This is a genomic window from Paradesertivirga mongoliensis (assembly GCF_024436395.1).
In the GTDB taxonomy this organism is placed as follows: Bacteria; Bacteroidota; Bacteroidia; order Sphingobacteriales; family Sphingobacteriaceae; genus Paradesertivirga; species Paradesertivirga mongoliensis.
In genome coordinates this window covers 919,704-945,489 of record NZ_JAFMZO010000002.1, presented here as the reverse complement: position 1 = coordinate 945,489, position 25,786 = coordinate 919,704, and the positions used below count along the sequence as shown (strand labels likewise).

The following is a 25,786-nucleotide window of genomic DNA, read 5'->3' as shown; positions in this document are numbered from 1 at the left end:
GTATATGATAAGTAATTTGCATTTTATATCACAGGAAACTACTGGTCAAACTCATCTCCAATGTATAGAGAAAGCTTGCGCGGCGGGAGTTAAATGGGTACAGTTAAGAGTAAAGGATAGATCAATAAAGGAAATCATCACGATAGCCTTGCAGGCGAAGGATACTTGTGATTCATGGGGAGCAAAATTAATCATCAATGATCATCCTTTAGTTGCTAAAGAAGTTGATGCTTTTGGGTTACATCTCGGAAAAGAAGATATATCTGTTAACCAGGCCAGGGTGATAGTAGGAGACAAGATGATAATTGGCGGAACTGCAAATACCATCGAAGATATTATTACACATGCAAACCATGGAGCGAATTATATTGGTTGCGGACCTTTTCGCTTCACTAAAACTAAAGTGAAGTTGAGTCCGATATTGGGGTTGGACGGATATCGAAGAATTATATCCGAAGCGCGAAAGCTAAATATAGATATTCCAATCATCGCCATAGGTGGTATTGCAACTGAAGATATTGTATCGATACTCGAAACCGGCGTTTACGGCATTGCAGTATCTTCTTTAATAGCTTTTGCAGAGGACCCTCACCAGCAGGTAACTACTATTACACAACTATTGAAAGGAGAGAATAGCTTATGTTAAGAATAGCTGATAAAATGTTCAATTCGCGACTATTTACCGGAACAGGTAAGTTTAGTCACCCCGAGTTGATGGAGTCCGCATTGGTAGGGAGCGGTTCTGAACTGGTAACAGTTGCATTAAAGCGTGTGAATGTAAACAATGCTCAAGATGATATATTAGCTCATCTTAAACACCCTCATATCAACCTGTTGCCAAACACATCCGGTGTTCGCACGGCTAAGGAAGCTGTATTTGCGGCCCAATTGGCCCGAGAGGCGCTTGAAACAAACTGGCTAAAGCTGGAGATCCATCCTGATCCTAAATACCTGATGCCCGATCCTATCGAAACCTTAAAAGCAGCAGAAGAACTGGTAAGGTTGGGTTTTGTGGTATTGCCTTACATTCATGCAGATCCGGTTTTGTGCAAACGGCTAGAAGAAGTTGGCGTTTCTGCAGTAATGCCGTTGGGTTCGCCGATAGGAAGCAATAAAGGATTAAAATCCATTGATTTCCTAGAGATTATCATTGAGCAAAGTAAAGTTCCGGTGATTATTGATGCCGGAATAGGTTCGCCTTCTGATGCCGCTAAGGCAATGGAGATTGGAGCAGATGCGGTATTGGTGAACACCGCCATAGCTGTTTCTGATAATCCGGTTCAAATGGCAAGAGCTTTTAAATTGGCTGTAGAAGCAGGCAGGATGGCTTTTGAAGCTAAACTGGCCAAACCTGTAAAGCATGCAGAAGCCAGCAGCCCTTTAACCGCTTTTTTAGACTAGGTATCTGCCCGTTTTAATTTTGACCTTTAATTTTTGAATATCAAATGAGTTTCGAAAATATATTCAGACAGTATTCGTGGGAGGAAGTGAAGGCGAGTATTTACTCGAAAACCGCTGCCGATGTTGAATCTGCTTTGAATAAGCCTCAGCGGGATTTAGAAGATTTTAAGGCATTGGTTTCGCCTGCGGCTGCACCGTATTTAGAGCAGATGGCTCAGTTGAGCCACCTGCTTACCTTACAGCGTTTTGGTAAAGTGATACAAATGTATATCCCACTGTACCTGTCTAACGAATGCCAGAACATTTGTACCTATTGCGGTTTTAGTGTGGATAACAAATTGCCCCGCAAAACGCTTACGAATATGGAAATCATGTCGGAGGTAGCTTTTATTAAAGAAATGGGTTATGATCATGTTTTGCTTGTTAGCGGTGAAGCGGCAAAAACGGTGGGAGTAGATTATTTTAAAAATGTGCTTAGCCTGATTTCGCCACACTTCTCGAACATTGCTATGGAAGTGCAGCCTTTGGATCTGGAAGAATATCAGGAGTTAGTTCCCCTGGGCTTGCACACGGTACTCGTTTACCAGGAAACCTATCATGAAGAGGACTATAAAAAGCATCACCCGAAAGGGAAGAAATCAAATTTTAGTTATCGCTTAGAAACCCCTGACAGATTAGGAAAGGCCGGGGTTCATAAAATAGGTCTTGGTCCGCTGTTGGGTTTAGAAGACTGGCGAACAGATTGTTTTTTTACTGCCCTACATCTCAATTACCTCGAAAAGCTTTATTGGAAGACAAAGTATTCTATCTCTTTTCCACGATTACGGCCATTTTCGGGTGGGTTAGAACCGAAAGTGGATATGAGCGACAGAGAGCTTGTACAGCTTATTTGCGCTTACCGGATTTTTAACCAGGAAGTAGAGCTCGCACTCTCCACCCGCGAATCTGAAACTTTTAGGAACAATGTTATCAAACTTGGAATAACCTCGATAAGTGCAGGTTCTAAGACAAATCCGGGTGGATATACAGTAGCAAAAGAGTCTCTAGAGCAATTTGAGATTAACGACGAGCGCTCACCAGCAGTGATTGCGGACGTTATTCGGAGACAGGGTTACGAACCTGTTTGGAAAGATTGGGATCAATGTTTAATTATGTAAATCCTTAGGCGCGAGGAACGGTTAGGCACAAGACACCAAGAAGGGAAAACTTAGCGCCCACAAAGTCGCTAAGGCAAAGCCTAACAACTTCAAGTCTTCGTGGCAAAAGAATAAATAGCAACTTACTGCTGTTCAATAATAGAAGCATGACCCTCTCAACAGAAGAACTTAACCGCTACAGCCGACATCTCTTAATGGACGAGTTTGGGGCCGAAGCCCAGCTGAAATTAAAAGCTTCAAAGGTATTGGTAATAGGAGCCGGAGGTTTAGGTTGCCCATGCCTGCTGTATCTTGCTGCTGCAGGTGTTGGCTTTATCGGTATCGCCGACGATGACGTGGTAAGTCTTTCTAATCTTCAAAGACAAGTGCTTTTTAATACAGAGGATGTAGGAAAGCCCAAAGCCGAAACGGCCAAGGCCCACCTTTTGAAAAAAAATCCTCATATCCAGATTCAAACGCATTCTCGCATTACGAGAGATAATGTGCTCGATATTATAGCTAACTATGATTTGGTTATTGATGGATCGGACAACTTTAGTACAAGGTATTTGCTTAACGATGCCTGCGTAATTACCGGAAAGCCCTATATCCATGGTGCACTCTTCAAATTTGAAGGGCAAGTAAGTACGTTTAATTATCAGAATGGCCCTACTTACCGTTGCTTGTACCCCGAAGCACCTGCAGCCGGAGAAGTGCCTGCTTGCGGAGTAGCTGGCGTTCTTGGTGTTCTACCGGGCATTATTGGTACATGGCAGGCAACAGAAGCGATAAAAGTACTTACCGGGACAGGTGAGCCATTAAACGGCAAACTCCTGGTGTTAAATCTCCTGACTAATAGCTTCGACATTCTTCGATTCAAAGCTAGTCCAGTGAATCAACGGATTACTGAACTCGGTTTTTACGACGATGTTTGCGAGCCAGAGTCGCTTTCAATCGATTTCGATACGCTGAATAAGTGGCTGGAGACAGAAGATATTCAACTGATAGACGTTAGAGAAGAATATGAATTCGAACGTTATAATATCGGAGGAATAAACCTTCCTTTTTCAGAATTAGCCGATGAACCGGCTCTTCCTTCGGATAAAAAGACTGTGGTGGTGTGTGAAACAGGCGCCCGGTCGTTAAAGGCAGTGAACATGTTAAAGAATAAATTTCCCCATTTACAGATTTTCAATCTAAAAGGGGGCTTACAGGCAACTATCTAATGCAGGAACAGATCACATTTCTTTTATCTGAAGACTTCCTCGCCAAAGACTCGTTTGATGTCCCGGCGCTTTATCAGGAGTTGAACCGTAACATTAAGTCGGTAGAAAATTTGCTGGTAAGCTATCATTTCAAAACGCGGGGGCGAGTATTTAACGTTACTATCGATGATAGTTCCCTAAAGCTGCTCCAACCCCTGATGGGGAGGTTTTTAGTTAATTACACCATAGGGCAATTTAACGCTTGTGCAGATGTTGATTTTAGCGAAAAGGCTTCAATGGAGATGCTTATTGATCTCGACCCTCAAAATAAGAAAGCAATAATCACCGGTGAGTTTATCCCTGAAAGGGAACCAGATGAATTCTAATCATGGGCTACAGGATCGTGAAGCTGTTCCCAAATGCGTGATTCAAACTTTTTTAAAATAATTTAGAAAATTCATCTTTGCTTCATGTTCGCTAGTGTTCTTTGTATAAGAAATTAAACATAAACACACACAAAGAACACGAATATGAAAGCTATAGTATTAACCACAGCAGCTCTTTTATTTACAGCCGTATCTTTTTCTCAAACCACAGATAAGGCTAAAGATACTCACGGTACAAAAGTGAGTTCAACCAGTAAATCTGCTACAGATGCAGATATCAAAGGAGCAGAAGTAAGCAGCGTAGCTTCCTCAAAATCTCAGGCAGAGCTTCACAGAAAAAATAACAAGTCTAAAGAAGCAAAACTTGAAAATGAAACCTCAAAAGCTACAAAAGCAAAAAGTAACCATGGTGCAACTGTAAGTTCTACCGCAAAATCAGTTACTGATGCAGAGGCCAAAGGTGCTACAATTAGCGGTGTTGCCTCGTCAAAATCTCAAGCAGAGCTAAACAGAAAAAGCGGCGAGTCTAAGGAGCTAAAAGAAGAGAATAAGGCTGCCGCTAAGGAGTTAAAAGCCGCAGCTAAAGCAGAAGCTGAAGCAAAACGAGAAGAACTTAAAGCTTTGAAGGAAGTAAAGGCAGATGCAAAAATTGATGGTGATAATGATGGCGATGCATTGCTGGATGTAAAAGCAAGTGCAAAAGCAAGAAAAGAAGCACGTAAAGAAGAAGCAAAAGCCAAAGATGCTACCAGAGTAAAAGCTGGAGCAAAAACAGGCGCCAATGTGGGAGTTGGTCGCACTAAAGTTAAAACAAACGTCGGAGCTGGATTAAAGCTTGGACTATAATACCGCTGAACACAACACACTTATAGATCGTTTGCCTCGTAATTGAGGCAAACTTTCTTTAATTTTACAAGACATGAGAACAGGGAATTGGTTAAGGGTTTTAGGTGTTTCGATTTTGTTGGGATCACTTCCTGTGATTGCATCTGCGAATGAATTTGCGGCTGCCGGTATAAACAAAATATCTGGTGCAATGCTCGTTGATTCACTTCCGAAAGCAAAAAAACAAGACGACAAAGACTCTAAAAAGTCTTCGGATAAAAATAAAGATTCAAAAAAGGGTGCTGACGCGGATAAAGGCAAAGATCCTAAAGTCGTAGATATCGATCCGAAGAAGCCGAATATTAAAGAAGTTCCGAAGGCGCGCCCTAAGTTAAGACCAGGAACTGTAACCGACAGAATAAAAGTTAAGCGACCGCCAGTACGAGTGAAACCTGGTAAGGGTTTACGTGTTGGATTATAATAGCAACAGTATGAAGCAATACTCTTACTTGATTATACTTCTGTTATCAATAGCGTTTTCGGCTCCTGCTCAGAACGCAGCTGATACGACCGAAGCACCAAAGACTTCCATAACACTTGCTACCCTCTATAGTAGTAACGTAAATTACTACGGTCAGACATCAACACAGAAGCTGCCGTATGTTTTAGGGTATGCCGCTGTGAAATTTCCATCAGGTATTTGGTTGTCAGGGCAAACCTATAAACTTTTAAACGCCGAATCAGGTATTTCAGGACTTGGCTTATCTCTGGGATATGATTTTAACCTGAGCAAAAACCTTACGGGAAGTTTAAGCTATGGACGTTCTTTCTATCCGGATAGTTCGCAGCTATTGCAATCTATCAACGATGATATGGCATCGGCCTCGTTAGACTATCACTGGAAATGGCTGACTACCGGGTTGACCGCCGATTACGGATTTGGCGACGGGGGGGTACTGTATACTACATTTAATGCATCGAAAATCGTCGATTTGGGCCTTTCGCTTAGTTCAAAAGACTATTTTACCTTTGAGCCTGTGATAGAGGTGATCGGGGGTACACAGCGGTTTTATTCAGAAAGTGAAACGCAGGATAGCGGTTCTCAAAACGAAGAGCAGAATGGTGGGTTAGTAGATTTGGATAGAATTATCGGAAAGAACGGCAAACCGCTTCCGGGAAATCGAAAAGGCAATATTCCCGGTTCAAAAGAGGGAGAGGGGACAGTGGTTGCTACCACAAGTTTCAATGTTGTAGCTTATAATTTTACCTTACCAATAGTTTATAACAGGGCTAATTATTCGATAGAAGCGAGTTATCAAGGCTCGGTTTTAAGTAAGTCAGTAAGTGATTCCCAAAAGATTCAATCATTTTTTAACTTAGGGTTTTATTATATGTTTTAAAACGTGAAGGTACTCTTAGTTGAAGATGAAAAAACACTGGCTTATGAAGTGGAAGCCTTCCTGAAAAAAGCATTTTATATTTGTGATCTGGCACATACAGCACGCCAGGGCCTCGAGAAAATAGAATGCAATCTATACGACTTTATTTTACTGGATCTGGGCCTTCCTGATAAGGACGGCCTTGTTCTATTAGAACAGGCGAAGAAGCACAACCCCGATGCGGCTTACATTATTTTAACCGCCCGTGGAAATATCGAAGACAGAATTAAAGGCCTTGATTTAGGTGCCGACGATTATCTGCCTAAACCCTTTTCCTTACTCGAACTTCAATCCAGGATGCAGGCCATATCCCGGCGCAAGTCGGGGATGAACAGCCAGCTAATTCCTCTTGGCGAGTTTAATGTAGATATTCAGAAGCGAATTGTATCGCATCAGGAGAATGAAATAGAGCTCACCCGCAAAGAGTTCGATCTGCTGAGTTACATGCTTTTACATAAAAACCGCGTTTTAACCCGACTGCAGTTAAGTGAGCATATTTGGGGCAGCTTTGTGGATGACGATTACGATTCGAACTACATTGACGTCCATATAAAAAATATCAGGAAGAAATTAGGCGCTTACGGCCCGGTAGAATGGCTCGAAACAGTTCGCGGCGTAGGCTATAAAATCAAAAAGTCTTGAAATTATCAACCAAGCTTACACTTTTCGTTACGCTGTCCAAGCTTGCGATTGTTGTCTTTTTTATATTGACTTTACCCTACCTGGTCGATATCATTTCAGCTACTTACACCGATAACCTTTTGCGGCAAAAGCGAGGCAAAGTGCTTGATGTTGTAGCTAGGGAAGGAATTGAATCTTATCTGGATGGGCAGCCAAGCTATGGAAGTTATACATTATTAAAAGACGAGTATATAGCGCTTGCACCCGTTGAAACTGACCTGCAGCTCGATACCATTGAGACTGACGAGCGCGTGCTGGAGGGCGACACCTTAAGTTATCGTCTGCTTAGCCATACCTTTAAAACACGCGAGGGGACGTTCCTGCTGGAGATAGGCAGAGAAACCGCAACCATTAGTCAATACAATCGCCCGCTCCAACGCTTTGCTCTGATCGTTTTGCTGAGCTTGATTTTCGTAACGCTCATCATCGATCTGTTTTTTACCCATTATCTTATCAAACCCCTGGGAGAAATTATAAAAGAAAAGCTCGTAAATCAACAGTTTCCGTTTGCCAAAAATCAAGCGCCGATAAAAACTTCAACGTCCGATTTTCGGTATTTGGACAGCTCGTTGATGCTGCTGATGGAGCAGATTAACGAAGCTTTTGAAAAGGAACGTGAATTTACCGCTAATGCTTCTCATGAGCTGATGACCCCTATCAGCATCCTCCAGAACAAAATTGAAAATTTGATGGAGCATACCGAAGTGAGCGACCTTATTCAGCAGCGTCTTTCAGAAATGTTAAGAACCTTAAGCCGTTTAAAGAAGATTGTAAACTCTTTATTGCTGATTTCAAGAATCGAAAACGAGCAGTTTGCCAAAGCTGATAATGTGAATATAAGAGCGTTGCTCGGCGAGGTAATGGAAGAAATCAGTCACCGGCTGGAGGAGCAGGAGATAGCTTTTGAGATGAATTTTCGTCATCAGTTTTCTTTCAATAATGCCAATCACGACCTTTTGTTCCAGCTCTTTTATAACCTCATAAACAACGCAATCAGATATAATAAAAAAAGCGGAAGCATTCTGATAAAGGATGATTATAGCAAGGGTGTATATTCCGTTTATATCAAAGATACCGGAATCGGCATTCCGGAGGAGGAGCTCCCCTTTGTTTTTAATCGGTTTAAAAAGGCAAATTTATCTCAGGCCGGTGGTTACGGATTGGGCTTGTCGATCGTAAAAAGCATCGCCAATTATCACCGTATAAAATTAGATGTTACATCAAAAGTGAATGAGGGAACAACTTTTTCTGTTATCTTTCCGTAATAAGATATCTAATTAAACCTACGATCATCATGCGTCTCCGTTACCTGCCTTATGCCGTTTTATTTTTTCTTTGTTCAGAGGCTTTTGCTCAAGCTAAAAAGCCCGTAGTTGTTTTTGTGCATGGTGCATGGGGTGGCGGCTGGGCGTTTAAAAAAGTAGATTCATTACTTTCAGAAAAGTCTTTTACTGTTTACCGGCCCACATTAACTGGTCAGGGCGAACGGGTTCATCTCGCGAATAAGGAGATCGGTTTAAGCACACATATCAATGACGTAGTCAATACCATCCTTTTCGAAGATCTTAAAGATATTATATTGGTTGGCCATAGCTACGGTGGTATGGTTATCAGCGGTGTCGCCGACAAGCTGCCCTCAAGGATCCGGCAATTAGTTTATTTGGATGCATTCGTGCCAAATAATGGTGAGAGTGTTACCCGGATAAGGAATATCGGTGCAGATGGCCTGCGGGAAATGTCTAAAGATGGCTTTATTATCCCCGAATGGGTAAAACCAGGACAGCAACCGCCTGTAGATGTTCCGCATTCGCTAAAAACATTTACCGAACGAATTGTCCTCGAAAATCCCGAGGCTAAAAACCTTAAAGCGACCTATATCCTGACGGTTGATCCGGGAAAGAAAGCGTCGAATGATTCATTTGCTGCAAGTGCAGAACGTGCAAGAAAAAGAAACTGGCCGGTTTTGCAATTAGAGGCAGATCATAATCCACAATGGACCGCTCCGGTAGCGTTGGCAGAAATGCTTTTGGGAGTTATAAACGAGAGGTAAACGAGATGTATTACCTGGGAACAGCCTTACATATAATGGTGGTTCCCTTTCGGCTTAATATTAGTTTTTCGTCGTCCAGGTCCTCAATGGTGTAAACGTCGCTGTTCCGTCCGGCCAACGATATGGTAGAGAGTGTTTTGCCTTCTTCATCCAGTGTATAGGTGCCTTGATCAGCGCCAATTCCTCCGGAAGTGGTATAATGTCCGTCATCTGTAAACTGCATTGTAGAACTTAATAACATCGCATTTTTTATCGAGTCAGCTAGTTCTGCTTCCGTTTCAATGTCGCTCACCTGCCAGGTTCTGGCCAGATCCTCTTTTTTGTCGTGGCTGCATGCCATTATCAGGCATACCGGGATAGTTAGTAACAGAAGCTTATAGATGTTCATTGTTGAGGTGTTTCTATATTAACACTTACCCAGATGGCTTGTTTGCTCTTTTTCGTGTCAATTAAAGCCTAAAGCTCCATGATGTCTTCGTTCCATAACCCAGGTTTCTCGCGTATAAATTCTTCCATCATTTCGATACACTCAGCTAAATCCAGATCAATAACCTCCACTCCATGGGATTCCATAAATTCTCTGGCCCCGCTAAATGTCTTTGACTCTCCGACAATAACTTTTGGAATTTTAAATTGAACGATCGTGCCGGCACACATAAAACACGGCATCAGAGTAGAATAGATAACCGTATCGCGATAGCTGCCAACCCTGCCTGCATTGTTTAGGCAGTCCATTTCTCCATGCAAAATGGGGTTGTTTTCCTGAACTCTCTTATTATGTCCCCGGGCAATTAATTCTCCGTTTTTAACCAATACAGATCCTATCGGTATACCTCCTTCGGCCAGGCTATTTCTGGCTTCGTTGATGGCCATTTGCATAAATTCGTCCATAAAAACAAACATAAAAATTATTAGAAAGATTTAGTTCAAACTTCTAAATGTTGCTTTTGTTGGATTTTAAAACTATTAAGCATGAGAGCACATACCGATGAAGAGATCATCCAAAAGGCGTCGGCCGAAGAGAAAGATCCAAATGAAATTAAAGATAACCGGATTGACGTAGCTGTTGATCTGGACGATATACACGGCACTACGCATACCTATGTGGTGAATTTTTGCAAAGACGAGAACGGGAATTGGGAAGCCTTGGAGGTTTCTGAGCTAAGTTCATTATAAGCTGTTGATTTTTAGACTAAGCCATTAAAATAAAACATCCCGAATCATATAATTTCACCGGCAGAATCGTTATTTTTATATAAAATTTTCGATATGAAATGGACTTTTGTTATTCAGCAAAAGCTAAAGATAGCCTGCTTGCTGGGAGTGATTATGATGGTTGTGGTATTATTTAACGTTATTCTGCAAAAAAATATTTCAGATATTAATCAGTCGGTAAACTCTATTTATAACGACAGATTAATACCAGCTACCGATATTTTCTACCTTTCGGAAAGTCTCCACGGCAGGCAATTGGCAATGGAGAAGTTTCTTTACAGAGACGGACAGGATGTTAGACAGTTAAGATCAGAGTTGGAACGGTACAACTCAAGGGCTCATCAATTGATAAGCAAATATGAAAAAACATATCTGGTTGATGAAGAATCTGTATTCTTGTCCAACTTTAAGGAGCGTATCAACCAATATTCAGCTCTGGAAAAAAAGATGCTGATTTTACTTGCGGCCAGTGATCAAGCTGCCGGGTTGCGTTTGTACGAAACCCGGGGACGCATTGCTTTAGAAAGTACCATTGCTCAACTATCTGATTTAACTGTTATCCAGTCGGCAGTAGGAAGTAAACTGGTGAATGATACCAGGGGAATTGTTGCCACTTCCAATTTTTTGTCTGACCTGCAGATAGTGCTTGCGATAGTTATCGGTGCTATAATTACAGCTTTGGTAGTGAGCTCAAAACTTATCAGTAAACCTGAAGCTAACTTTAACCTGAATTAAGGGTTCAATCTCATAAAGCCTGGTTAAATTAATTTCTCATATTGATGTACTGGAGCGGCTGGCCAAAATCGTCGGTACGGCACAGCGATATTACTGCCTGCAAATCGTCGATCTTTTTACCCTGAACTCTGAGCTGGTCGTCCATGATTGATGCCTGAACCTTTAAGCCACTGTCTTTTATCTTTTTCAGGATCTTTTTAGATGTTTCTTTATCAATACCCTCTTTTATCTTGATTTCCTTTTTAATCATGTTTCCCGAAGCGTATACCTCTTTACCCATATCAAGGCAGGCCGGATCAAGATTTTGTTTCATCATGCGTGAAATGATAGAGTCCTGAATGGCCTTCAAGCGCATATCGTCTTCGGTAACAATGGTAATCAGATTAGTTTTTTTATCAAGTTCTATCGTGCTCTTAGAACCGTTGAAATCGTAACGGTTAAGAATCTCTTTTTTTGCATTATTTATCGCGTTATCAAGGGTTTGGCTGTCGATCTTACTTACAATATCAAAAGTTGGCATAGGAAAAAAATTAATTTGAGGGTTTAAAAATATGTCGATACATTTAAAAGCAAAACAATTTTGCGACGAATTGTATTAATTATAAAAAACATTATGAAGAAAACTAAACCAAAATCAAGCAAGGCTGTTAAAGGCGCTTCAAAAGCATCGCCCAAAAAAGCAGCAAAAAAAGAACTTGAAAGCGGTATAGCTGAGAAGTTCCTCGATGTTGTTACTAATCTTGGCCACGATGCGGAAAGAATAGCGAAAGATATAAAAAAGATGAGTAAAGAGATTGCAAAAAAACTTTCTGACCAAATTAAGGCGAGTAAAGAAAGTGGCAAGCAATCCTCCAAAAAAGCGACAAAGACTCAAAAAGATATTGAAAAACGAGAGGTGCGCGCGGCGAAAAAGGAAGTTCCAAAACCTACCAGAGCTGAAAAAGTTGTAGCCAAAGTAGCTACTAAACCTGCATCAGCGCCAGCCGCCAAACGCACACCACGTATTACCAGCACCGAGGCTCCTAAACCCCGAACAAGAAGGACGGCCGCATCTGCATCTGCAGCGAAACCTGAAGCCCAGGCAACACCAGTTAGGCGGAGAACCCGGAAGCCGGCGGCAGCTCCCACTGGTACCGAAAATAAGCCTGTCACAATTCAGGAGAATGCTAATGTTGAAAATCAGATTGGTCCGGAGGCTACTGAAACCAAATCAGAATAATTGATATTATATCAAAGCTGCAATTAACATTAAATTAACAAAATATTATACAACTTGCAGTCCCGGTCTAAAGCCTGGGACTTTTTACATATATACGGATGTCTAAGCAAAAACCTCTGCTTACAAATCGAGAAATCAGTTGGCTCTACTTTAATGAACGGGTGCTGCAAGAGGCGGCCGATAAAACCGTGCCGCTGATAGAACGCATCCGTTTTCTAGCGATTTTTTCTTCTAACCTTGATGAGTTTTACCGGGTAAGGGTACCCACGCTTAGTCGCCTGAGTAACATCAATACTAAAGCAAAAGAAGTTTTCGGTTATAATCCCAAAAAGATTATAAAGCAGATAAAGAATATCGTTGTAAAGCAGGAACGAAAATTTAACCATCTCTACGAAGATGAAATAATTAAAGAACTGGCTCAGGAAAAGATCTTTATCATTAACGAATATCAACTGAACGTGGCCCGCGGGCAGTTTGTTAAAAAATATTTCAAAGACAAGCTGCTGTCCACCCTTGTGCCGATAATGCTGGATGAGAGCAAGCCCTTTCCCGAGCTAAAGGATAGAGCCATTTATTTTCTTGTGCGCCTGATTAACAAAGATGCACCCGAAAAAGCACGTTACAGCTTAATGGAGATACCTACCAAAAGCCTGGAGCGTTTTATTGTACTTCCGGAAACGAATCATTTAAAGTTTATTATTCTTTTAGATGATGTGATCCGTTACTGTCTGGACAATATCTATTTCATTTTTGATTATGATACTATCGAGGCCTATTCTATTCAGCTTACCCGCGATGCCGAGCTCGATTTGGATAGAAGTGTAAGCGAGAAGTTTATTGACACGCTCACTAAAAGTCTGCAGAAGCGTAAAAAGGGCAAACCTATGCGTTTGCTTTACGACAATAACATGCCTTTAGATATGCTCACTTTCCTGGTAGATAAGCTTGACCTGGACTCTGACGCCTTAATCCCGGGAAATCGGTATCACAATTTCAAAGACTTTATTGCTTTTCCAAATGTAGGCAGGCCCGAACTCGAGTACGAGAAAGATCCGCCGCTTGAAATCCTGAACCTGGATATGGGTAAGAGTATTTTCACACAGATTGCCAAACGAGATTATCTTATCAACCTGCCGTATCAGTCGTTCGATTATATCATCCACTTTTTGCGCGAAGCAGCAATAGATCCGAAGGTTGTTGAGATAGATATCACGCTTTACCGGCTGGCCGAAAATTCACGTGTGATTAATGCGCTTATTAACGCAGCAAGAAACGGTAAAAGAGTGAATTGCCTGGTTGAATTAAAAGCTCGGTTTGATGAGCAAAATAATATTAACTGGACGAAGAGATTGGAAGAGGAAGGGGTACAGGTAAACTACGGTTTGCTAGATTACAAAGTGCATTCAAAAATTTGTTTAATAACGCGGAAGGAAAAAGGCAAAGTAAGTTATTACGCGAATTTGGCGACTGGTAATTTTAATGAAAAATCTGCCCGAATATATTGCGATCATAGTTTATTTACCACACATCCCGAAATTACAGCCGAGCTTAAGCGGTTGTTTAAGGGGCTGGATAAAAAGGTTTTTTACAAAGGATACAATTGCCTCATCGTATCGCCGCTGGAAACACGTGAAAAGGTTGGCCTTCTGATCGATGCTGAAATAAAAAATGCCCGCGAGGGAAAGCCGGCTTACATGATCCTGAAGATGAACAGCCTGGCCGATGAAGACATTGTTCAGAAGCTATACGACGCGGGCGCGGCTGGAGTAAAGATTCAGCTTATCATACGGGGAATGTGTACCCTGGTGCCGGGGGTAGAGGGACTGAGTGAAAATATCGAGGTGATTAGTATTATCGACAGATACCTTGAACATGCCCGGGTCTGGATCTTTGCAAACGGAGGCGATGAGAAAATTTTTCTGGCTTCGGCCGATCTGATGACCCGCAACCTGGATCACCGCGTAGAAGTTGGTTTTCCGATTCTGGATCCCAATATCCGTAAAGAAATACGCGATATCATTAATATTCAATTAAAGGATAATACCAAAGCCCGGGAGATCAATAGTCTGAATAACAATCGATATAAGCCAAAAGGAAAAGTGAGCTACAGGGCTCAAACGGACATATATACATACCTGAAATATAAAAAGTAACACATCTTGAGATACGCCGCTATAGACATAGGCTCGAATGCCGTACGACTCTTAATTGCCGACATAATAGAAAGCGGCCGGGAGACTTCTTTTAAGAAAAACACGCTCATACGCGTTCCACTTCGCCTTGGTGATGACGCTTTCCTTGATAAGCGTATTTCGGAAAAAAAATCGGAGGAGTTATTAAAAACGATGACCGCGTTTAAGCTTCTTATTGATGTATATAAGGTAGAGGATTACAGGGCATGTGCGACCTCGGCGATGCGCGAGGCAGAAAATGGCGCCGAACTGGTTAAACTTATACAAGAAAAAGCAGGTATAAATCTTGAGATTGTAGAGGGGCAGAGCGAAGCAAACATCATCTACTCCAGTCATATAGAGCAGACTCTCGAACGGAAAAAAAACTATTTGTACATTGACGTGGGTGGCGGTAGCACAGAACTTTCTATATTTTCAGAAGGGAAAGTGAAAGGTTCGAAATCCTTCCCGATAGGTACTGTACGGATGCTTGACAATGCAGATACTGAAGAGGCCTGGGAAGATATAAAGGAATGGATAAAAGTCAACAGTAAGCAATATCCAAACTTGATCGGAATTGGTACCGGAGGCAATATCAATAAGCTTTTCAAAATGTCGGAGGAAAAAGATGGTATGCCTTTAAGTTTAACCAAGCTCCGGGAGATGTATCAGTACTTAAATGCCTTTTCTTTAAAGGAACGGATAACTGTTTTGGGTTTGAATCAGGACCGCGCAGATGTTATCATTCCGGCTTGCGAGATTTATCTTAGTGTTATGAAATGGGCAGGCGTTAAATTTATCCATGTGCCAAGAGTCGGAATGGTCGACGGCATTATACAGTTGCTGATCGAGAAAAACAAGACGCATAGCCGCTAACAGTATATCTAATGTTATTTTTGCCCGCCTCGATGAAATCCGGTGCTCGAAATAAAATAACAAAAGCTAAATTCGTATTCAAATGAACAAGGGACCTATTGGTGTTTTCGACTCTGGCTACGGGGGGTTAACCGTTTTTAAAGAGATTGTAAAGGAGCTGCCGGAATACGATTATGTTTATCTGGGCGATAATGCAAGAGTTCCTTATGGTACCCGCTCATTTGAAACGGTTTATAGGTATACCTGGGAATGCGTGCAGCAATTATTTGATTTGGGTTGCAACATGGTTATTTTGGCCTGTAATACTGCCTCGGCCAAGGCATTGCGCAGTATTCAGCAAAATGATTTGCCGCAGCTGGACGAGCTGCGAAAGGTTTTAGGAGTAATCCGGCCTACTGCAGAAGTGGTGGGAAACTATACGAAAACGGGAAATGTGGGCATTCTGGCAACGCCTGGGACTGTTGCTTCGCAATCGTATGTGATGGAAATAGAAAAGTTTTTTCCATCTGTTCGGGTTTATCAGGAAGCCTGCCCAATGTGGGTGCCCCTGGTAGAAAATAATGAGATTGATAATCCGGCAGCTGACTATTTTGTGAAAAAGAATCTGGATGCTTTATTCGCCCGGAACGGGGATATTGATACGCTTGTTCTTGCCTGTACTCATTACCCCATATTGATTAATAAGATCCGCCGGTTCGCAGGCGGGGATGTGCAGGTTATTTCTCAGGGAGAGCTGGTAGCAAAATCTCTGGCCGATTACCTTCAAAGACATAAGGAAATTGAAGAATTATGCTCAAAAGGGGTTTCGCAAACGTTTTACACTACCGAAAGTTGTGCAGATTTCAACAAAAAAGCAACCTTGTTTCTGGGCAGAGAGCTCAATTCAAAGCAGCTAATCTTTTAGCCTGGACTCAATTTTATCTCAGACTTCGTTAAACCTTCATGTGTTAGGCTAGTCCTACCTAAACACACACACACATAAATACTTTTTTATGAAAAAGATAATAATTACCGCATTTATTGCAGGGCTTAGTGTCTTTGCATTCGATTCTAGCGCTCAAACCGGAACTGACGAACAGGGTACTTATCGTTACGAAACGCGCGAAGAACGGGTTTGGATTCCCGAGCAGCGCACGGGTGGAATTTTCGGGGTTGGTGGTCGTACTATACCAGGGCATTACGAGACCAGAACCCGGCAGGTAAAGGTTTATGATAATGAGCGTCAGAACGGTCAATATGGTGAGGGGTCTAAAGGCTGGGAAGGTAAGCACCCGCATGGTATGCCTCCCGGACAACGCAAAAAACAAGGAAACCGTGATAATGATCGCGACAGAAGATACGATAGAAACAACGACGGCGTGATTGACGAGCGGGATCGGAATTATGATAGAAACAACGACGGCGTGGTTGATGCTCGCGACCGTGTTTATGATCGAAACAATGATGGCGTGATTGATAGTCGTGATCGCAGCTACAAAAGGGACGGCGACGACGACGATGATCGTGAGAGAAAGAACAACAAAAAATCTAAGCCTGGAAATAAAGGCAAATCAAAGAATAAATAAATTGGGGTAGGGTTTTATGATGTCCCGGTTGCAAAAGCAGCCGGGATTTTTTTTGCGGGTAATTATTTCTTAGCCAACATCGGCTTTGAATCTAGTACACGCTTCACCCGTTTATTGTAAACCATGCTCAGATATCCGTATCCCAATAGTCCTGCTAATAATGATGTTACCAGGATACTGAATTTTGCTTCGTCATGAAATTCTACCGAATCAAACGAAAGCAAGGCGATAAACACCGACATGGTAAAACCAATTCCTGCCAGCATCCCAAGACCGATGATATGTTTCCAGGTGCTGCGGCTAGGCAAACTGCTGAGTCCCAGCTTGACAGAAATATAGGAGAAGAGAGTTACGCCGATCGTTTTTCCAAATAATAAACCGCAAATGATCCCCAGGCCCAGGGGGGAGGTCAAACCATTAACCATCTCGCGGTGAAACATAATATTCGTGTTTGCCAGTGCAAAAACAGGCATGATAAAGTAGTTGACGGGCGCTATAATTTTATGCTCCAAGCGTTCTAATGGCGACTCTTCTTTTACCGGATTGGTAGGGATGGTGAAAGCCAGTAAAACTCCGGCTATGGTGGCATGGATGCCCGAATGGTGAACAAAGTACCATAAAAAGATACCTGGAACTATATAAAATACCAGCTTTTTCACCCCGAAAATATTCATCAGGGTAAGCAACCCAATAATACCTCCGGCATATAATAACTGGTTTAAATGCAACTCTTCGGTATAAAAAATGGCTATAACCAGAATTGCCCCCAGATCATCCACAATAGCCAGGGCTGCCAGAAATACCTTTAAAGAGGTTGGTACTCTTTTGCCAAGCATGGAAATAACTGCCAGTGCAAAGGCGATGTCGGTCGCCATTGGAATTCCCCAGCCGTTTGCGGTCGGCGTTCCAGCATTAAAAGCGTAAAAAATTGCGGCAGGCACAACCATCCCGCCCAAGGCTGCAAAAATCGGAAGAATTGCTCTTCTCACAGAAGACAGTTCGCCTTCAAGTATTTCCCGTTTTATTTCCAGTCCTACCAGCAGAAAAAATATAGCCATCAGACCATCATTAATCCAAATTTCTGTGCTGTAGTAAAGATCAAGCGGCCGGTAACCGAAGCTGGTGTTGAGTAATGCGTGAAATTCGTCGTATAAACCAATATTCGCAATAATAAGAGAAGTGATAACTGAGACAATCAGCAAAACTCCCCCAATTTGTCCCGAGCGGAAAAAATCCTTAAAAGGCTTTAAATTTATGAGTGCTGCCATAGGGCGAAAGTAAAAAAATAAATATCAGACGAGGGAAGTTTTCGGTAGAAAGCTTATATCAGTTCTTCGAAATTGCCTTTTCCCTGACGTAAAATTTCGAAGTCGCCGCTGGTGCAATCCACAACAGTGGAAGCGAGGTTGTCGCCATAGCCACCATCAATCACCAGATCTACCTTGTCTTTATATTTTTCATAGATAAGTTCCGGGTCGGTAGAATATTCGAGAATTTCATCTTCATCATGTATAGAGGCCGAAACGATAGGGTTACCCAATTGTCGTACAATTTCACGTGCTATGTTATTGTCGGGCACCCTGATTCCCACTGTTTTCTTTTTAGAGCTTAAGAGCTTTGGAACATTATTGTTAGCTTCAAAAATAAAGGTAAAGGCTCCGGGTAAGGCCTTCTTCAAGAGTCTGAATGTACTGTTGTCGATGGGCTTTATGTAGTCTGAGATATGGCTCAAATCATAGCAAATAAAAGAAAGGTTGGCTTTGTCGGCCTTCATTCCCCTTAAACTGTAGATTTTTTCGATCGCCTTTTGATTAGTGATGTCGCAGCCCAAGCCATAGATAGTATCAGTGGGATAGATGATTAAACCGCCCCTTTTTAGTACATCCACTACCTGCTGAATGGCCCGCTCGTTTGGGTTGTTGTTGTAAATTTTTAACAGCATGGCTATAAATATAAAATTTATTGAGCAGGCAGCCTGAACGATTAAAAGGTTTAGGTCAATTCCTCGTATTCGTAATTGGGTTTGATATTGAAGTTTACATAGACGCCAGATGAACCGCCAGAGGTTACCGTTTCTCTGTATTCCTCCCAGGTATCCGGTTCTACATCGTAATACCGGTAAACCTTCCCATTTTTATACTCAATTTCTAAAACTTGGGCTTTGGGAATATAATCAATATAAACAGTTGTTCCCGAATTAGGAGTATATAACCTGTTCTCTGTATTCAGCCTTTTCATTCAAACAAAAAGCCCAAAAGCGGGCTATTTGTTTAATTTTATTTTTTTTGGTTTTATTCCCTTCAGAAAGTCTAAAATTCTGCGTTTTTAGGTGTTCTGGGGAAGGGAATTACGTCTCTGATATTTGTCATTCCGGTAACAAAGAGTACCAGCCTTTCAAACCCTAAGCCGAATCCCGAGTGTGGCGCCGAACCGAAACGTCTGGTGTCGAGGTACCAGTCCATTTCCCCGACCGGAATATGCAAATCCTCCATACGCTTTTGTAAAACGTCTAAGCGTTCTTCACGCTGCGATCCGCCAACAATCTCGCCGATTCCCGGAAACAAAATATCCATTGCACGCACAGTTTCTTTACCAGAAACATCGCCGTCATTTCTTCGCATATAGAAAGATTTGATGGCCGCAGGATAATCAGTTAGGATCACCGGTTTTTTGAAGTGCTTTTCAACCAGGTAACGCTCGTGTTCCGATTGCAGATCGGCACCCCAATCGTCAATTAAGTATTTAAACTGCTTTTTCTGGTTCGGTTTCGAGCTCTTTAGGATGTTAATCGCCTCGGTATAGGTTAAACGCTCAAAGTTATTTTCCAGACAGAAGTTTAATTTGGCTATCAAATCAAGTTCAGAGCGCTCGTTCTGTGCTTTTTGCTTTTCTTCTTCTAATAAACGGTTCTTTAAGAACTCAAGCTCATCAGAACAATTGTCAAGAGCATATCTGATCACATATTTCAAAAGCTCTTCCGCCAGATCCATGTTATCGTGGATATCGTAAAAAGCCATTTCTGGCTCGATCATCCAGAATTCGGCCAGGTGGCGGGTGGTATTCGAATTTTCTGCCCTAAATGTGGGGCCGAAGGTATAAACTTCTCCAAAAGCCATCGCAGCGAGCTCGCCCTCTAGCTGGCCGGATACGGTGAGATTGGTCGACTTTCCGAAGAAATCCTCTTTGTAATTTACGGTGCCATCCTCATTACGCGGCACACTGTCGAAGTCTATCGTGGTAACTCGAAACATCTCTCCAGCACCTTCAGCATCAGAACCGGTAATAATAGGAGTGTGCATATACACAAACCCCTTGTCGTTAAAAAACTTATGCACAGCGAAGGCAAGAGCATGTCTGATCTTAAAAACAGCATTAAAAGTATTGGTACGGAAACGCAGGTGGGCTATTTCACGCAAAAATTCAAGACTGTGTTTTTTCGGCTGAAGCGGATACTTTTCGGCATCGCTGTCGCCCAGGATTTCAAGCTCAGTTACCTTTATCTCTACCCGCTGGCCTTTTCCTAACGACTCCACCAGCTCGCCTGTAACAGAAACGGCAGCTCCTGTGGTAACACGTTTCAGCAGGGCTTCATCAGTCGAAGCAAAATCAACGACAGCTTGAATATTATTTAATGTCGAGCCGTCATTAATGGCTATAAACTGATTGTTACGGAAGGTTCTAACCCATCCTTTAACAATAACCTGCTGCCCGAAGTCGGTTGCGTTCAGTAAATCTTTAATCTTAGTTCTCGACATAATATACTCGTTTAGAAAGCGCAAAAATACGAATCCGCGCGGCAATTGGAACTGAAAAAGCAGATGCTGATTTAGAAACGTCAATTGCTGCTTTGTAGATGCTGCAGCCGCGCTTTCCTTTCTCTAAGGAGTCCCTGGGGGACAAGTGCGCCTGACGCTTTAAGTCGACACACTTCGGGCTTTTCATACAATCGGGCTGGTTGTTCCCTGTGTCGTTAAAAAACGCAGACCGTGTTCTGAAAGCGTTGAATTTTTGAACTTTGCAGAGTTCGAGTCGCACAAGACAATCAGGTCTTCTGCTTTTTCTTCCGGGCAGCAGGAAACAGCACATTGTTTAAAATCAGCCTGTAGCCAGGCGAATTAGGATGTAAGTTCAAATCGGTAGGGATATTTCCTCTGCCACCACCGCGACTCTTTTCCGGATCGTGACCACCGTAAAATGTCCATTGGCCGTTGCCAAATTCTCCGTGAATGTATCGGGCTTCGTTGGCGCTTTTCGTTTCAGCCATCACCAATACATTGGGTTTCAGAACGTCTTTTCGAAAGGCTGTTGTCTGACCATTAAATCCCTTAATCACAAATTCGTGATCTTGGGTAAGCATTGTAGGCACAATATCACTTTTTGCAGAGAATTCGAACAAGGTGAAGAAGTCGTTTGTGTAATCTACGTCTCTTGTTCTTGATACGTCAATATTTGAAAATCCCCCGTAAGGGTTGAGATTAAGGATGAAATTTCTGAATGCGAAGGTTCTTGAAAAATCCAGTTTTTCCTGCGCATCCGGATCTACGCCATCACCATCGTAAATATCGTCGCAGATGTCGACACCCTCTGCCGCGAGGGCAATGTCAAACGTATCTGCTCCGGAGCACATTGCGAACAGGAATCCGCCGCCAAGGCAGAAATCACGTATAGCTTTTGTAACGGCCAGCTTTAACAATGACACTTTTTGGTAACCGTATTTTCGAGCTAACGACTGCTGAATTTGCACCCCTTCCTGAAAATTTGTCTGCCGCCGGCTTCTTCCAAACTGACCTGTGAAATCTTCGTGATGGAGGTGCAGCCAGTCGTATTTGCTCAGGTCGCCTTTCATCACCTCTTCATCGTAAATAATGTCATATGGGATTTCGGCATACTCGAGTACTAACAAAACGGCATCAGTGTCTTCGGTATTGGACGGTATCTTGTTCTTTGGACTGTATACAGCGATTTTTGGAGCCTTTTCTAATTTCACCAACTCCATATTTACGTTGGGATCCACTATTTCTCCTATGATCAAGTTAGCTTTTCCATCGGTAACCACCTCGTAGGAAATACCCCGGATCTTACATTCCTTTTCTGCTGTCTGCGAGTATTTCAGGAGAAAGCTTCCGTTGCGGTAATTTAACAGCCAATCGGTATCTATTCCGTTTTGTAGCGACCAATAGGCTAGTCCATATGCTTTTAGGTGATTTTTCTGACCGGCGTCCATAGGGATAAGTATCGAACTCGCCCATGAATTGAGCTTGAACACCATCAGCAAAAACAGAAAGGAGCCTTTAAACATGGTTGTCAACTGAAGCCAGCTAAATATACTACTTCGGTATGCAGAATATGTTTTTAGCTGAGCCTACATTTATACTGATCTCCTTCCAATGCTCGTAAAATGGTATTTTTGAATAGTAACAACTTGGATATAAAGTTTTTGGATGGCTCGCTAAGTGTTTTTCTATTGGTTAAGCACCTAATTCGGGCGGTAAACCAGACTTAAACTCATAGTCTTTTGCTGATAAGCAGGAAGCATTGTTAATTTTTTCGACGACATCACTCTGTGGCTAAGTTTTGTTGTTTTAGAATGGATAAGATAAGCGAGATTCGTAGAAAGAATTCCTAGACCAGCGCCAGCGACCACATCGGTAAGCCAATGTTTGTTATGGTATACTCGTAATGCTCCGGTAGCTGTGGCGGCCGTATAGCCAATTAATGCGGCCCATGGCATAGTTTCGCCGTATTCTTTACGCAAAAATTCGGCTGACATAAAGGCGGTGGCGGTATGTCCACTTGGAAAAGAACGGCGATCAGTACCATCAGGTCTCTGCGATTTAGTTTCCGTTTTTAATCGCGCAACGGTTTGATCTGCCAGGGTTGTAGCAATGGCGTATACCATCACCTTGTCGATAAATTTGCTCTCACTTTTAGCGCCAAGTAAGGGCAGGACAACAAAGGCAGACGCCAGCGGGATATGTCGCAATCCATCTTCCAGGGTATTATTCACATTGGGCTTGGTTGCAAGTACATGATACCGGACCGTACGGTTGATGTCCTGAAGCAGGTGGCTTTCAAGCGCAAGTGCACCTACGCCCATCATAAGTGCCGGAGCAACTAATTTCAAAGGCTTCTTTTTGACGGTTTTGCTATGTTCAATAGTTTTTATCAGGCTGTCTGCAGAAGTCTGGCTATACAGGCTGCCTGGCAGTATGCTAATGAGCAGGATATAACATGTTACTCTGAGGTTGTTAAAAAAGGAAATTTGAAACATCACGGATCTCTCTCAAGGTTTATAATTTTATGGAGGCTTAGAGAATTCCCCAATTCTATTGCCTGGTGTTTCTACGGAGAACTAAGCGTAAAAGATTGAAATATTTGAAAAAAGATTTAGCAGAAAAGAAGGTATAAGCCTTTCAATGGACTGATTACCAGTGTGCTGTATTGGATGGTATATTTGTGATAAGATATTTTAATAATTGCGTCAAATAGTTAAATTTGCAGCGCAAACTACGGTTAGCAGCGCTCATAGCTCAGTTGGTTAGAGTAGAAGACTCATAATCTTTTGGTCCCTGGTTCGAGCCCAGGTGGGCGCACGAAAGCCCTTCTCAAAGAAGGTCAAACGCCTGTAAATTATATGATTTACAGGCGTTTATAGTTTGCGGCCTTCCAATCTTTCCCAAAGTTTCCCAATCTGTGGTACGTGTAAGGCTTAATGCTTGTAATGGTATAAACACTGAGAAATTTTTTGAAGTGTGATCTCCTCAAAGGGCATCCCGGGTATCAATCAGCAGATTTAGGTCATTTGGCTAAATCATCCTAACCTTCGTATCAATTGGATAAAAAAAATAATTATAGGGATAAATATCATACTGTTTTTTGCTGTATTTTGACTCGAACAAGTAACATCGTTTTATATCTAATTAAATCTATATGGTTAAAATCTCGCTTTTTATCTTTCTCTGCTTGTTTTGTGCAGGCGCTTTAATTGCTCAGCAACAAACTACCCCGCCTCGAACTACTTCAAGAGTTGTGGAAGATGGTGGAACTGGTCCATACAGCGCAGTTATGCTCGGCGAAGCAAGCTTGCCAACGCATACAGTCTTTCGTCCAAAAGATCTGAGCGTATTTGGCAATGGAAATAAACTACCAATAATCGCCTGGGGAAACGGGGCTTGTGCGAATTCTCCCTGGGAGCATGTGAATTTTTTGTCGGAGGTTTCGTCTTACGGCTTTCTGGTGGTTGCTATCGGTCCTGTGCCTCAGGAAGGAGAAAAGGGTCGCGGGAAATCCGCTTCCTCACAGCTCGTCGATGCAATTAATTGGGCAATTGCTCAAAATGCCGACAAAACAAGTCCCTATTACAATAAAATTGATGTGAAAAAAATATCAGTGAGCGGCATGTCCTGCGGTGGCCTGCAAACGCTGGAAGTCGCCTCGGATCCGCGTGTCAGCACAGTAGTTGTTTGTAATAGCGGCATTTTTAAAACTCCCGGAAACGGCATAAGTAATATGCCCAACCTTACTAAGGAAAATCTTAAAAAGATTCATTCGCCTACATTGTATATGCTTGGAGGAGAGAAAGATATCGCTTATGCGAATGGCATGGACGATTATCAGCAAATCAATCATGTACCGGTATTTATGGCTAACATGGATGTTGGTCATGGCGGAACCTACGCTCAGCCGCATGGTGGTGAATTTGCAAAAGTTGCCACTGCATGGTACAAGTGGCAGTTAAAGGGAGATAGAGAAGCTGGTAAAATGTTTTCAGGTACACCCGCCGGTCTTTCGAAAAATTCGAACTGGACAGTTGAGAAGAAGAATATGCCATAATGAAATTTAAGACGCTAAACACACTTAATTAACTAACAACAAACTCTTATGTATCTAAAAAAAAATTGGGGGCTTCTGTTGCTCCTCCCTACTGTTGTATTTGCACAGCAGGTTAAAATTCCTGATGGATGGTCGGATGGCTATGCTTATGCAAACGGAATCCGAATTCACTACTACCGTGCAACGCCCAAGCCAGAGAAACCCGTAATGGTGATGGTTCATGGGGTTACGGATAACGGATTATGCTGGACCACTTTAGCTTTGAAGCTTCAGGATATGTACGACGTTTATATGCTTGATGCCCGCGGACATGGCTTAACCGACCCATTTACCACAGGTGATAATGGTGAGACGTTAGTAAAAGATGTTGTGGAGTTTGTGAAGATAATGAAATTCAAGAATCCCATTCTTATGGGGCATTCGATGGGTGCTGCTACTGTGATGCGTGTTGGTGCTGAATATCCGGAAATTGGCCGGGCAATTGTTATGCTTGATCCGGGCCTCAGGCCTCGTTCCGGGGGGGCTGCAAATGCAGCGAGAGGGGTTCCTAATCGTAGCCCTCAGCCACAAAGTCCGCAACCAACAGCTCTAGCCGGAAGCCCTAATAATCGTTTATCTGTAAGCATGTTTGGCAGCGCCGAAACCCTGGTTGCTCAAAACAACTATAGCTTCGAGGATCTGATAGCCACCGGCCGGCGTCAGAATCCCCTGTGGGACAAGATGGACATAGAGTACTGGGCTCTTTCCAAAAAACAATATCACGGGCCGTACACACCTGAAGCTTCGCAAGCGATGAGCGGTACAATGAATACGGCGGGGGCGTTGTCAAAAATTCAGGTGCCGGCAATCATATTAAAAGCTGATGCTCCAGCTGATGTGCGTAAAGCCAACGAAGATGCCGCCTCAGTAATGCCAAAAGGTAAGTTGGTGCATATCGACGGGGCTGCACATAACCTGCATCACGATAAACTGGAACGTACTACTGAAGTACTGAGGGAGTTTCTATCTAAATTGTAAGTTATACAACCGTTTTATTACAGAACCTCGGC

At 42.5% G+C, this 25,786-nt stretch carries 29 protein-coding genes and 1 tRNA gene; 21 read left to right on the top strand and 9 right to left on the bottom strand.

The features are described 5' to 3' along the window. The first annotated feature begins 4 nt into the window (after window positions 1-4). The 11 genes from J3P43_RS10215 to J3P43_RS10165 all read left to right on the top strand — a co-directional run bounded on the left by J3P43_RS10215 (window position 5) and on the right by J3P43_RS10165 (window position 9,123). Window positions 5-646 carry a thiamine phosphate synthase gene (locus tag J3P43_RS10215; protein ID WP_255901861.1) on the top strand — a complete coding sequence of 214 codons (642 nt, stop codon included), beginning with the start codon at window positions 5-7 and terminating at the stop codon, window positions 644-646. Further along, on the top strand, window positions 640-1,401 hold the full coding sequence (locus tag J3P43_RS10210) for a thiazole synthase (RefSeq protein ID WP_255901859.1): 762 nt from the start codon (window positions 640-642) through the stop codon (window positions 1,399-1,401). Before J3P43_RS10215 ends, J3P43_RS10210 begins: the two co-directional genes overlap by 7 nt. A gap of 44 nt (window positions 1,402-1,445) precedes the next feature. Then, a complete protein-coding gene (gene thiH, locus J3P43_RS10205; RefSeq protein WP_255901856.1) occupies window positions 1,446-2,558 on the top strand; it encodes a 2-iminoacetate synthase ThiH in 1,113 nt (370 codons plus the stop codon). Between the two features lie 146 nt (window positions 2,559-2,704). Then, complete coding sequence (gene moeB / locus J3P43_RS10200) at window positions 2,705-3,763, top strand: HesA/MoeB/ThiF family protein (protein WP_255901854.1); 1,059 nt, start codon at window positions 2,705-2,707, stop codon at window positions 3,761-3,763. Continuing rightward, window positions 3,763-4,128 (top strand): hypothetical protein, encoded by a 366-nt coding sequence (locus J3P43_RS10195; RefSeq protein WP_255901852.1) that lies wholly within the window; start codon window positions 3,763-3,765, stop codon window positions 4,126-4,128. The genes moeB and J3P43_RS10195 overlap by 1 nt, the downstream gene beginning before the upstream one ends. Before the next feature lie 144 nt (window positions 4,129-4,272). Next, window positions 4,273-4,974 (top strand): hypothetical protein, encoded by a 702-nt coding sequence (locus tag J3P43_RS10190; protein ID WP_255901849.1) that lies wholly within the window; start codon window positions 4,273-4,275, stop codon window positions 4,972-4,974. 73 nt (window positions 4,975-5,047) lie between these two features. Then, a complete protein-coding gene (locus J3P43_RS10185) occupies window positions 5,048-5,434 on the top strand; it encodes a hypothetical protein (protein WP_255901847.1) in 387 nt (128 codons plus the stop codon). A 10-nt stretch (window positions 5,435-5,444) separates the two neighbouring features. Then, window positions 5,445-6,353, top strand: a complete 909-nt coding sequence (locus J3P43_RS10180) for a hypothetical protein (RefSeq protein ID WP_255901844.1) — start codon at window positions 5,445-5,447, stop codon at window positions 6,351-6,353. Between the two features lie 3 nt (window positions 6,354-6,356). Next, window positions 6,357-7,034, top strand: coding sequence for a response regulator transcription factor (locus J3P43_RS10175; RefSeq protein WP_255901841.1), 678 nt, complete (start codon window positions 6,357-6,359; stop codon window positions 7,032-7,034). Beyond that, a complete protein-coding gene (locus J3P43_RS10170) occupies window positions 7,031-8,338 on the top strand; it encodes a sensor histidine kinase (RefSeq protein WP_255901839.1) in 1,308 nt (435 codons plus the stop codon). The genes J3P43_RS10175 and J3P43_RS10170 overlap by 4 nt, the downstream gene beginning before the upstream one ends. Window positions 8,339-8,367: 29 nt before the next feature. Continuing rightward, on the top strand, window positions 8,368-9,123 hold the full coding sequence (locus tag J3P43_RS10165; RefSeq protein ID WP_255901836.1) for an alpha/beta fold hydrolase: 756 nt from the start codon (window positions 8,368-8,370) through the stop codon (window positions 9,121-9,123). Window positions 9,124-9,133: 10 nt separating this feature from the next. On the opposite strand, the gene J3P43_RS10160 is transcribed toward J3P43_RS10165, so the two are convergent. Next, entirely contained in the window at window positions 9,134-9,511 is a 378-nt protein-coding gene (locus J3P43_RS10160; RefSeq protein WP_255901834.1) for a lipocalin family protein, read from the bottom strand. A gap of 68 nt (window positions 9,512-9,579) precedes the next feature. Next, a complete protein-coding gene (locus tag J3P43_RS10155) occupies window positions 9,580-10,014 on the bottom strand; it encodes a nucleoside deaminase (protein ID WP_255901832.1) in 435 nt (144 codons plus the stop codon). Window positions 10,015-10,095: 81 nt separating this feature from the next. Between J3P43_RS10155 and J3P43_RS10150 the strand changes: the two genes are divergently transcribed. Both J3P43_RS10150 and J3P43_RS10145 read left to right on the top strand, forming a co-directional pair. Then, window positions 10,096-10,299, top strand: a complete 204-nt coding sequence (locus tag J3P43_RS10150) for a hypothetical protein (RefSeq protein WP_255901830.1) — start codon at window positions 10,096-10,098, stop codon at window positions 10,297-10,299. A gap of 93 nt (window positions 10,300-10,392) precedes the next feature. After that, a complete protein-coding gene (locus tag J3P43_RS10145) occupies window positions 10,393-11,073 on the top strand; it encodes an MCP four helix bundle domain-containing protein (protein ID WP_255901828.1) in 681 nt (226 codons plus the stop codon). A gap of 28 nt (window positions 11,074-11,101) precedes the next feature. Here the strand turns inward: J3P43_RS10145 and J3P43_RS10140 are convergent, their stop codons facing one another. After that, complete coding sequence (locus tag J3P43_RS10140) at window positions 11,102-11,593, bottom strand: YajQ family cyclic di-GMP-binding protein (RefSeq protein ID WP_255901825.1); 492 nt, start codon at window positions 11,591-11,593, stop codon at window positions 11,102-11,104. Window positions 11,594-11,686: 93 nt separating this feature from the next. Between J3P43_RS10140 and J3P43_RS10135 the strand changes: the two genes are divergently transcribed. The 5 genes from J3P43_RS10135 to J3P43_RS10115 all read left to right on the top strand — a co-directional run bounded on the left by J3P43_RS10135 (window position 11,687) and on the right by J3P43_RS10115 (window position 16,904). Further along, complete coding sequence (locus J3P43_RS10135; RefSeq protein ID WP_255901822.1) at window positions 11,687-12,292, top strand: hypothetical protein; 606 nt, start codon at window positions 11,687-11,689, stop codon at window positions 12,290-12,292. A gap of 98 nt (window positions 12,293-12,390) precedes the next feature. After that, window positions 12,391-14,445, top strand: coding sequence for a polyphosphate kinase 1 (gene ppk1, locus J3P43_RS10130; RefSeq protein WP_255901819.1), 2,055 nt, complete (start codon window positions 12,391-12,393; stop codon window positions 14,443-14,445). 6 nt (window positions 14,446-14,451) lie between these two features. Continuing rightward, the gene (locus J3P43_RS10125) at window positions 14,452-15,339 is read left to right on the top strand and encodes a Ppx/GppA phosphatase family protein (RefSeq protein ID WP_255901816.1); all 888 of its coding nucleotides are present in this window, start codon (window positions 14,452-14,454) and stop codon (window positions 15,337-15,339) included. A gap of 82 nt (window positions 15,340-15,421) precedes the next feature. Then, window positions 15,422-16,243 carry a glutamate racemase gene (murI, locus tag J3P43_RS10120; protein WP_255901813.1) on the top strand — a complete coding sequence of 274 codons (822 nt, stop codon included), beginning with the start codon at window positions 15,422-15,424 and terminating at the stop codon, window positions 16,241-16,243. An 88-nt stretch (window positions 16,244-16,331) separates the two neighbouring features. Next, window positions 16,332-16,904, top strand: coding sequence for a hypothetical protein (locus tag J3P43_RS10115; protein WP_255901811.1), 573 nt, complete (start codon window positions 16,332-16,334; stop codon window positions 16,902-16,904). A gap of 62 nt (window positions 16,905-16,966) precedes the next feature. Here J3P43_RS10115 and nhaA read toward each other — a convergent pair whose 3' ends face one another. From nhaA to J3P43_RS10085, 6 genes are all read right to left on the bottom strand, one after another. Further along, entirely contained in the window at window positions 16,967-18,172 is a 1,206-nt protein-coding gene (gene nhaA, locus J3P43_RS10110) for a Na+/H+ antiporter NhaA (RefSeq protein WP_255901809.1), read from the bottom strand. A 53-nt stretch (window positions 18,173-18,225) separates the two neighbouring features. Then, entirely contained in the window at window positions 18,226-18,846 is a 621-nt protein-coding gene (locus J3P43_RS10105) for an L-threonylcarbamoyladenylate synthase (protein ID WP_255901806.1), read from the bottom strand. A 50-nt stretch (window positions 18,847-18,896) separates the two neighbouring features. Then, the gene (locus J3P43_RS10100; RefSeq protein ID WP_255901803.1) at window positions 18,897-19,142 is read right to left on the bottom strand and encodes a KTSC domain-containing protein; all 246 of its coding nucleotides are present in this window, start codon (window positions 19,140-19,142) and stop codon (window positions 18,897-18,899) included. Between the two features lie 71 nt (window positions 19,143-19,213). Further along, the gene (gene asnS / locus J3P43_RS10095) at window positions 19,214-20,659 is read right to left on the bottom strand and encodes an asparagine--tRNA ligase (RefSeq protein ID WP_255901800.1); all 1,446 of its coding nucleotides are present in this window, start codon (window positions 20,657-20,659) and stop codon (window positions 19,214-19,216) included. Between the two features lie 287 nt (window positions 20,660-20,946). Then, the gene (locus tag J3P43_RS10090; RefSeq protein ID WP_369414792.1) at window positions 20,947-22,203 is read right to left on the bottom strand and encodes an asparagine synthetase B; all 1,257 of its coding nucleotides are present in this window, start codon (window positions 22,201-22,203) and stop codon (window positions 20,947-20,949) included. Window positions 22,204-22,380: 177 nt separating this feature from the next. After that, window positions 22,381-23,175, bottom strand: a complete 795-nt coding sequence (locus J3P43_RS10085) for a phosphatase PAP2 family protein (RefSeq protein ID WP_255901798.1) — start codon at window positions 23,173-23,175, stop codon at window positions 22,381-22,383. A 248-nt stretch (window positions 23,176-23,423) separates the two neighbouring features. On the opposite strand from J3P43_RS10085, the gene J3P43_RS10080 reads away from it, so the two are divergent. From J3P43_RS10080 to J3P43_RS10070, 3 genes are all read left to right on the top strand, one after another. After that, window positions 23,424-23,497: transfer RNA gene (locus J3P43_RS10080), tRNA-Ile, on the top strand. Window positions 23,498-23,834: 337 nt separating this feature from the next. Continuing rightward, window positions 23,835-24,737: a poly(ethylene terephthalate) hydrolase family protein gene (locus J3P43_RS10075; protein WP_255901795.1), complete on the top strand. Its 903-nt coding sequence runs from the start codon at window positions 23,835-23,837 to the stop codon at window positions 24,735-24,737. Between the two features lie 48 nt (window positions 24,738-24,785). Further along, entirely contained in the window at window positions 24,786-25,754 is a 969-nt protein-coding gene (locus J3P43_RS10070) for an alpha/beta fold hydrolase (RefSeq protein ID WP_255901792.1), read from the top strand. The last annotated feature ends 32 nt before the right edge of the window (window positions 25,755-25,786 follow it).

Excerpts from the sequence above, each read along its gene's own strand:
- J3P43_RS10215 (WP_255901861.1), top strand. The coding sequence starts at position 5 with ATGATAAGTAATTTGCATTTTATATCACAGGAAACTACTGGTCAAACT.
- J3P43_RS10210 (WP_255901859.1), top strand. The coding sequence starts at position 640 with ATGTTAAGAATAGCTGATAAAATGTTCAATTCGCGACTATTTACCGGA.
- thiH (WP_255901856.1), top strand. The coding sequence starts at position 1,446 with ATGAGTTTCGAAAATATATTCAGACAGTATTCGTGGGAGGAAGTGAAG.
- moeB (WP_255901854.1), top strand. The coding sequence starts at position 2,705 with ATGACCCTCTCAACAGAAGAACTTAACCGCTACAGCCGACATCTCTTA.
- J3P43_RS10195 (WP_255901852.1), top strand. The coding sequence starts at position 3,763 with ATGCAGGAACAGATCACATTTCTTTTATCTGAAGACTTCCTCGCCAAA.
- J3P43_RS10190 (WP_255901849.1), top strand. The coding sequence starts at position 4,273 with ATGAAAGCTATAGTATTAACCACAGCAGCTCTTTTATTTACAGCCGTA.
- J3P43_RS10185 (WP_255901847.1), top strand. The coding sequence starts at position 5,048 with ATGAGAACAGGGAATTGGTTAAGGGTTTTAGGTGTTTCGATTTTGTTG.
- J3P43_RS10180 (WP_255901844.1), top strand. The coding sequence starts at position 5,445 with ATGAAGCAATACTCTTACTTGATTATACTTCTGTTATCAATAGCGTTT.
- J3P43_RS10165 (WP_255901836.1), top strand. The coding sequence starts at position 8,368 with ATGCGTCTCCGTTACCTGCCTTATGCCGTTTTATTTTTTCTTTGTTCA.
- J3P43_RS10160 (WP_255901834.1), bottom strand. The coding sequence starts at position 9,511 with ATGAACATCTATAAGCTTCTGTTACTAACTATCCCGGTATGCCTGATA.
- J3P43_RS10155 (WP_255901832.1), bottom strand. The coding sequence starts at position 10,014 with ATGGACGAATTTATGCAAATGGCCATCAACGAAGCCAGAAATAGCCTG.
- J3P43_RS10150 (WP_255901830.1), top strand. The coding sequence starts at position 10,096 with ATGAGAGCACATACCGATGAAGAGATCATCCAAAAGGCGTCGGCCGAA.
- J3P43_RS10145 (WP_255901828.1), top strand. The coding sequence starts at position 10,393 with ATGAAATGGACTTTTGTTATTCAGCAAAAGCTAAAGATAGCCTGCTTG.
- J3P43_RS10140 (WP_255901825.1), bottom strand. The coding sequence starts at position 11,593 with ATGCCAACTTTTGATATTGTAAGTAAGATCGACAGCCAAACCCTTGAT.
- J3P43_RS10135 (WP_255901822.1), top strand. The coding sequence starts at position 11,687 with ATGAAGAAAACTAAACCAAAATCAAGCAAGGCTGTTAAAGGCGCTTCA.
- ppk1 (WP_255901819.1), top strand. The coding sequence starts at position 12,391 with ATGTCTAAGCAAAAACCTCTGCTTACAAATCGAGAAATCAGTTGGCTC.
- murI (WP_255901813.1), top strand. The coding sequence starts at position 15,422 with ATGAACAAGGGACCTATTGGTGTTTTCGACTCTGGCTACGGGGGGTTA.
- J3P43_RS10115 (WP_255901811.1), top strand. The coding sequence starts at position 16,332 with ATGAAAAAGATAATAATTACCGCATTTATTGCAGGGCTTAGTGTCTTT.
- nhaA (WP_255901809.1), bottom strand. The coding sequence starts at position 18,172 with ATGGCAGCACTCATAAATTTAAAGCCTTTTAAGGATTTTTTCCGCTCG.
- J3P43_RS10105 (WP_255901806.1), bottom strand. The coding sequence starts at position 18,846 with ATGCTGTTAAAAATTTACAACAACAACCCAAACGAGCGGGCCATTCAG.
- J3P43_RS10100 (WP_255901803.1), bottom strand. The coding sequence starts at position 19,142 with ATGAAAAGGCTGAATACAGAGAACAGGTTATATACTCCTAATTCGGGA.
- asnS (WP_255901800.1), bottom strand. The coding sequence starts at position 20,659 with ATGTCGAGAACTAAGATTAAAGATTTACTGAACGCAACCGACTTCGGG.
- J3P43_RS10090 (WP_369414792.1), bottom strand. The coding sequence starts at position 22,203 with ATGTTTAAAGGCTCCTTTCTGTTTTTGCTGATGGTGTTCAAGCTCAAT.
- J3P43_RS10085 (WP_255901798.1), bottom strand. The coding sequence starts at position 23,175 with ATGTTTCAAATTTCCTTTTTTAACAACCTCAGAGTAACATGTTATATC.
- J3P43_RS10075 (WP_255901795.1), top strand. The coding sequence starts at position 23,835 with ATGGTTAAAATCTCGCTTTTTATCTTTCTCTGCTTGTTTTGTGCAGGC.
- J3P43_RS10070 (WP_255901792.1), top strand. The coding sequence starts at position 24,786 with ATGTATCTAAAAAAAAATTGGGGGCTTCTGTTGCTCCTCCCTACTGTT.